Source organism: Desulforegula conservatrix Mb1Pa (assembly GCF_000426225.1).
Lineage (GTDB): Bacteria > Desulfobacterota > Desulfobacteria > Desulfobacterales > Desulforegulaceae > Desulforegula > Desulforegula conservatrix.
In genome coordinates this window covers 1-6,803 of record NZ_AUEY01000118.1, presented here as the reverse complement: position 1 = coordinate 6,803, position 6,803 = coordinate 1, and the positions used below count along the sequence as shown (strand labels likewise).

The following is a 6,803-nucleotide window of genomic DNA, read 5'->3' as shown; positions in this document are numbered from 1 at the left end:
AGTGGCCTTCCAATATTGCACTTTCTTTTTGTCTGGCCAAATCTCGAAATACATCTCCCAAATATTTCCTCAATTCTACATAAATAGTCTTTTTTCTATACTTTGGAATCCATACTACATGATACTTGCATTCCCAGGTACTATGGCTTAGGCTTTGTCTCTCGCTCATTGAAGTCTCCTTTAACTTGAACTTTAGGCGGTTCAGTTATTGGAGACTTCTTCTTATTCCAGGATCTGTCAAACTCTGTGAGTCCACCGGCAGAGCCGGGGGTTTACTTATGATTAATTAGGAAACTGGATCGGGAATTATAACTGTCGCTGACACGGAAAAATAATTGTCGTTGATCAGCTGAAGATAGAATTTACAGATGAAGAATCAACGGAATTATTATATCGGTACTGTACCAGGGCTCATTTTTCACCTTATGCATATCTGAAGCTACATTCAAAGTGAATATATACAAAAAAAGGCATACCCTTACTCAGGATATGCCTTACATAGACACAACAAGAACGAATCTACTTAGCTAAGTGAATCTCTCCTGAAGCTCAGCATAGGCAGGAGAAATTCCATGTTTGAACACAGTTGCGACAATACTTGCGAGTCTGTGGACATGGGCTTTTATTTCTTCTTTTGAACGTCCGGGATAATTTCTGAAAGTTATCAAAACCCCAAGAATTGAAGCAAAGAGAGTATGGGAGAAAAGTCTGACTGAGCCTTCAAATCCAGCTATGTGAAGAACATCATCAATTTTGTCTATGAATGATTTCTGAACGAGATTGAATCGTTTGAGCAGATATCCTGGCATCTCTCCTTTAATCATTAAAAAGCTCATCATCTGGAAAGTTGCCTCATTATCCATAAGGTGATCTACAACAGCATTGGAAAACTCGAATATGATATCAGGATCTTTGCCCTTGATACTTGAAAGTCTTCTTTCAAGCCTGGTTTTAAATTCATCTCCAACAACTACAAGATCCTGGATAAAGGCCTCTATGAATAGTTCTTCCTGGCTTGGGAAATATCTGTAAATAGATGCGGGAGATACGCCTGCCGCGGCAGCAATATCCCGCATGCCTATTTCATCGAATGGTTTTCTTTTAAAAAGCTCAAGCGCAGCTTCCATGATAAGAGCTCTTCTGACTTCCCTCTCGTCTTCCTTGAGCTGCATGAATAAAGATTTTTCTACCACTTGAAAAGGACTCCGTTCCATAACCCAAAAAAATTAACAGCTTTGAATATCAATCTTCAGTAGTCACATGTTTACTACTCTTAACCGCATTACTACAAAAACACACCAAGCTTAAACAAAATAATTATTTTTTTCAATAACGATGCAACAAAAAATTAATAAAATATTAATAAATCTGACCATACCTTAAGCATATAAACTCCGCGCTTGCCATTATTTTATTGGTATCTTCCTTTTAGAATCGGCGTTATATTAATTCTTGCGGCGCAAAAGAATAAAGCCAACCATACAGACAGGACTGAAATGGCTGGCTCTAAAATATGAAAAAAACCCTTAATCACACATCGAAAAAACTATCACCGAACCGTCTGAATCAATATTTATGTTTGAACCGTCCGGGAACGTACCTTTAATTATCTCGATTGAAAGCTGGTTTTCTATAAGTCTCTGGATAGCCCTTTTAAGAGGTCTTGCCCCATAAACAGGATCATATCCCTTGGCAGCAATAAGCTTCCTGGCGGAATCAGTAATTACGAAGCTTATCCTTCTCTCTTCAAGACGTTTTGCAAGCCTTGACAGCTGAATATCGACTATTTTTGCAATCTGTCCCTCGTCAAGGTTTCTGAATATTATTGTTTCATCTATTCTGTTCAGGAATTCAGGCCTGAAACTTCTTCTAAGAATATCTAAAACAGCGTCCTCCATACCTGGATCATCTTTTCCGGAATATTCCTGTATAATCTGACTTCCTATATTTGACGTCATTATTATCAGGGTATTTCTGAAATCAACTGTCTTGCCTTGGCCATCAGTAAGCCTGCCGTCCTCAAGAATCTGTAGAAGCACATTAAATACATCAGGATGGGCTTTTTCTATCTCGTCAAATAGAATAACTGAATAAGGACGCCTTCTAATGGCTTCTGTCAGATATCCACCTTCTTCGTATCCTACATATCCAGGAGGAGCTCCTATCAGACGGGACACAGCATGCTTTTCCATGTATTCGGACATATCAACCCGAACCATGGCCTGCTCGCTGTCAAAAAGAAATTCAGCGAGTGCTTTGGCAAGTTCTGTCTTTCCAACGCCTGTGGGCCCCATAAAAATAAAAGATCCTATAGGTCTATTCGGATCCTGAAGACCTGATCTCGCCCTTCTTACAGCGTTTGAAACAGCTTCAACTGCTTCATCCTGGCCTATGACTCTGGTTCTGAGGCGTTCTTCCATCTGAATAAGCCGTTCTGTCTCACCTTCAAGCATCTTGCTTACTGGAATGCCTGTCCATCTTGAAACAACCTCGGCCACATCATCACTGTCAACTTCTTCTTTGAGCATCTTTTTTTCAGCCTGAAGCAAGTTCAATTTTTCATTTGCCTGCTGAAGCTTCTGATTGAGTTCAGTTGTCCTGCCATAACGGATTTCAGCCACTTTGGCGAGGTCGCCTTCTCTCTGGGCTTTTTGTTCGTCCACTCCGAGTTTTTCTATCTCTTCCTTGATATTCCTGATTTCCTGGATGTAATCCTTCTCATTCATCCAGTGCGCCTTCATGGAGTTCAAAATCTCTTTCTGGGAAGCGATGTCAGCCTCGATTTTCCCGCGCCTTTCCACTGACTGAACATCTGTTTCCTTTTTCAGCGCCTCTTTTTCAATCTCCATTTTCAAAACACGCCTTTCAATCTCATCAATTTCAGAAGGCATGCTGTCTATTTCTATCCTCAGCATTGACGCGCATTCGTCTATCAGATCAATGGCCTTATCAGGCAGAAACCTGTCCGCGATATATCTGTTTGAAAGAACAGCAGCTGAAACGAGGGCCGAATCCTTAATTCTTACGCCATGATGAACTTCATATTTTTCCTTGAGTCCCCTTAGGATTGAAATTGTGTCCTCAACAGAGGGCTCGTTCGTAAAAACAGGCTGGAATCTGCGTTCCAGAGCCGCGTCTTTTTCAATATATTTCCTGAATTCATTAAGGGTAGTCGCACCTATACACCTCAGAGATCCACGGGCAAGGGCAGGTTTCAGAAGATTTGAAGCATCCATTGATCCTTCCGCAGCTCCGGCTCCGACAACGGTGTGAAGCTCGTCAATGAAAAGAACGACATCGCCCTCGGACTGTTCAACTTCCTTTACCACTGCCTTTAGTCTGTCCTCAAACTCCCCCCTGAATTTTGCGCCAGCAATGAGAGCCCCCATATCAAGGGAAAGAACTCTGCGGTTTTTGAGCATTTCAGGAACGTCGCCCTCGGTAATTCTCTGGGCAAGACCTTCTACAATGGCTGTTTTGCCAACCCCAGGCTCGCCTATCAGAACAGGATTATTCTTTCTTCTTCTGGACAAGACCTGAACCACACGCCTAATTTCGTCGTCCCTGCCTATCACAGGATCAAGCTTTCCAGCTTTTGCAAGGGCAGTAAGATCCCTGCTGTATTTTTCAAGCGCCTGATATTTTTCTTCAGGATTCTGGTCGGTTATTCTCTGACTTCCCCTTATTTCAATGAGAGCCTTGAGAACCGAATCCCTGTTAATACCAAACTTTTTCAAAACATTGGCAGCGTCATCATTTTTTGCTTCACACATTGCAAGAATAATATGTTCAATGCTTATATAGTCATCCTTCATGGCTGATGCTTCTGTGAAAGACTTTTCAAGAACTGATTTAAGCTGGGATGAAATATATGCATCAAAACTACTGCCCGTTATTTTAGGCAATTTTTCAATGGCATTCAGAGCATCATTTTTGATATTTTCAGTCTGAACGCCAAGTTTTCTAAAAAGAGATACAGCTATTCCCTGATTGTCCGAGAGCATGGATAAAAGCAGATGAATAGTCTCTATCTGCTGCTGTTTTTTAGCGGTTGCAAGTGAATGCGCTTCCTGAATGAGTTCCTGGGACTTTATTGTAAATTTGTCAAAACGCATTTATTCCTCCGTTTTTGCTGCTTATTTATACTGATATTCACTTCTGTTTATGAAGTATATCAAGACATTCTGGATGTTAAAGTAAACACTGCAGCATACAAGTCAAATGGATATGTCAATTGAATACGTCAATGGATTTCTGGATTAGGGACAGATCAAGATTGATGGACTCGCAAAAAGTCAAAAACGGGCGGTGTCGTCATGCCAGATTTAATCCGGCATCTTTGTATTATCAGATACTTCTGAATTCAGGCCAGAGCCGGAATGACGGGAATCGAACTTTTTGCGACTTTGTCAAGATTTATGAAGCCATTACTCTGCGGTATACTTTTCCCCCTTCACAGGAAAAGCTATGATACCTTCACTTGTTTTGAATCTGATTTTTTGGGATTCCAGATTTTTTCCATCAACTGGTGAGGTAACAGCAAAATGAAGGTGGGGGCCGCTTGAAAAACCTGTATTGCCTGAAATTGCTATTGGAGAGCCTGCTTTTACCGTGTCACCAACCTTAACGAGGGACCCTTTTTTTTTAAGATGCCAGTATTCGCCGAGGGTTTTGTCTGAATGTTCAATTATAATATAATTGCCGTAATCAGCATAATCTTTTGAAGGGCCTGACAAATCGGATTCATCATAAATATCCACGATCGTTCCTCCCCTTGCGGCACAAACTATTGTCCCTTCAGGAAGGCCGAAATCCACGGCATAATAATTCTCTTTTCTGTGTGAAAATGAGCCGTTAAATCCCTGAACAATCTCGAATGACTCACCTGGGCCGTATGGCAGATTGTAAATATGAGAATTATCATGTTTTGCTTTATAGCTGCCCCTTAAAATCCAGTATTTGTAGCTGTATCTGAAAGAACTACCTTTTTGATATGAAAGTTTTGCAATGTAGGTTTCTCTAAGGGCTGGACAGACAATTGTGACAGGAAACCCGGATTCGGCTGAGAGATTCTCCATCATTGGAAAATCAAAGGTTAAAGTTTGATCATAGCTTTTAAAATTTCTTAGATAAAAAGAGACCTCGCCATTCCCCTGCTCTGATCTTATGCACATCCTGTCCTTAAGGCAATCTGTCTGGGTTTCAGCCATGCAGAATGTTGGTGACAAGCAGAAAATCAAGGGCAAAAAAAATGACGAAGCCGCAAAAAGTCCGATTCCAGTCATTCCTGCGAAGGCCTTAATCCAGGAGTATCTGAAAATACTGGATACCAGATCAAGTCCGGCATGACACCAATTCCCTTTTTTGACTTGTTGCGAGACCATTAAAATTGATGTGATAGAAGTAAAAGTATTAATCACTGCCATCATCAGACACACCAGAGTACTTATAAATTATTGTTTTGACTTCCTCTGGAATCTCAAGTTTCTGATAATCAAAATCAGAAACGCATCCTGCAATTAGGGCAACCTTTTCCCTGAGCGTTTTTTTCTTATCAAGAATAAAAAGCTGTTTCCCCCTGACCTTGCATAAGCCGCTTTTAACTCGGATACCAGGTACATGAAGATTCTTTTCCTTTACTTCAACTCCAAGTTTTGAGGCGACCTCTTTTATGACAGTATATTGCTGTTCTGGGTTCATCAATGATTCTTTATTTTATAATTTCTTCAAAAATAATAACATTCTCCCTGTCAATACCTGCATTTTCTTAATTTTTCCTTATTTTTCTTGAAATTCCAGAATCAGGCTTTAATATATAGTAAACAAAAACCCGGTATGTCCGGCTTATTTTTCAGGAGGTTATAATGGAAACTGTAAGAACCAGTCAACAAGTTAGGGCTTTATCAGGAACTTTCATACAGAGCGTATATATGTGGATGGCAATAGGCCTTGGCCTGACAGGTCTTATCTCATACTACACAGCAACAAACGAGGCGGCCATCAGATTTCTTTTCGGAACGCCTATGCTGCTCATGGGACTTTGCATTGCGGAACTGGCTATGGTTGTTTTCCTGAGCGTTAGAATACAAAAAATGAGCGCAACGACAGCCACGGCAGTTTTTCTGGCGTATGCAGCGCTTAATGGCATAACAATTTCAGGTATATTCCTGATGTATACCATGTCGTCCATTGCGTCCACTTTCTTTGCCGCTGCCGGAGCATTCCTGGCAATGACTATCTATGGAATGACAACAAAAAAAGATCTTACTTCCTGGGGCAGTTTCCTTTTTATGGGCCTGATCGGGATGGTAATAGCGTCAATCGTAAATATGTTCTTACAAAGCGGACCAATGGGAATGATAATTTCATACGTTGGAGTTCTTGTTTTCACAGGACTTACAGCCTATGACACCCAGAAAATCAAAGAAATGGCAATGACCCAGCCTGACGATATAGGCGCGTCTGCAATCAGAAAGGCGTCCATACTTGGTGCGCTTACGCTTTACCTTGATTTTATAAACCTTTTCCTTTTGCTCCTCAGAATCATGGGAGACAGGGATTAAATGATCAGGTACAAATAGCTTTTAGTTGGTTTTTTGCGGGGGATTCCAAAAGAATCCCCCTTTTTGTTTGCCCGGCAAAGCCGTGCCCCCGTCTGTTTGAAAGAAAGCAGAGATACCCCGTCCGAGGGGAAATCAATCCGAATCGCAAGGGCGCTACTGGTAACGGTAGGGTTTGAAGGAAGCGACAGGAAGAGAATGGTACATAGCGAAAGCGAACCTGATACGGCTCGTGCAGAGGGT

General features: G+C 41.3%; 6 protein-coding genes. 1 reads left to right on the top strand and 5 read right to left on the bottom strand.

Features of this window, described 5'->3' with window-relative positions; genetic code table 11:
- The 5 genes from K245_RS0120240 to K245_RS0120215 form a co-directional block, all read right to left on the bottom strand.
- On the bottom strand, nt 1-169 hold a 169-nt coding region (locus tag K245_RS0120240; RefSeq protein WP_027360643.1), incomplete at its 3' end, for a transposase.
- A gap of 358 nt (nt 170-527) precedes the next feature.
- Entirely contained in the window at nt 528-1,193 is a 666-nt protein-coding gene (locus K245_RS25680) for a TetR/AcrR family transcriptional regulator (RefSeq protein WP_198013946.1), read from the bottom strand.
- 333 nt (nt 1,194-1,526) lie between these two features.
- Nucleotides 1,527-4,115, bottom strand: a complete 2,589-nt coding sequence (clpB, locus tag K245_RS0120230; protein WP_027360642.1) for an ATP-dependent chaperone ClpB — start codon at nt 4,113-4,115, stop codon at nt 1,527-1,529.
- Between the two features lie 312 nt (nt 4,116-4,427).
- The gene (locus K245_RS25675) at nt 4,428-5,285 is read right to left on the bottom strand and encodes a M23 family metallopeptidase (protein ID WP_198013945.1); all 858 of its coding nucleotides are present in this window, start codon (nt 5,283-5,285) and stop codon (nt 4,428-4,430) included.
- A 127-nt stretch (nt 5,286-5,412) separates the two neighbouring features.
- A complete protein-coding gene (locus tag K245_RS0120215) occupies nt 5,413-5,700 on the bottom strand; it encodes a hypothetical protein (protein ID WP_027360641.1) in 288 nt (95 codons plus the stop codon).
- A gap of 164 nt (nt 5,701-5,864) precedes the next feature.
- On the opposite strand from K245_RS0120215, the gene K245_RS0120210 reads away from it, so the two are divergent.
- Nucleotides 5,865-6,563, top strand: a complete 699-nt coding sequence (locus K245_RS0120210) for a Bax inhibitor-1/YccA family protein (RefSeq protein WP_027360640.1) — start codon at nt 5,865-5,867, stop codon at nt 6,561-6,563.
- Nucleotides 6,564-6,803: the final 240 nt, after the last annotated feature.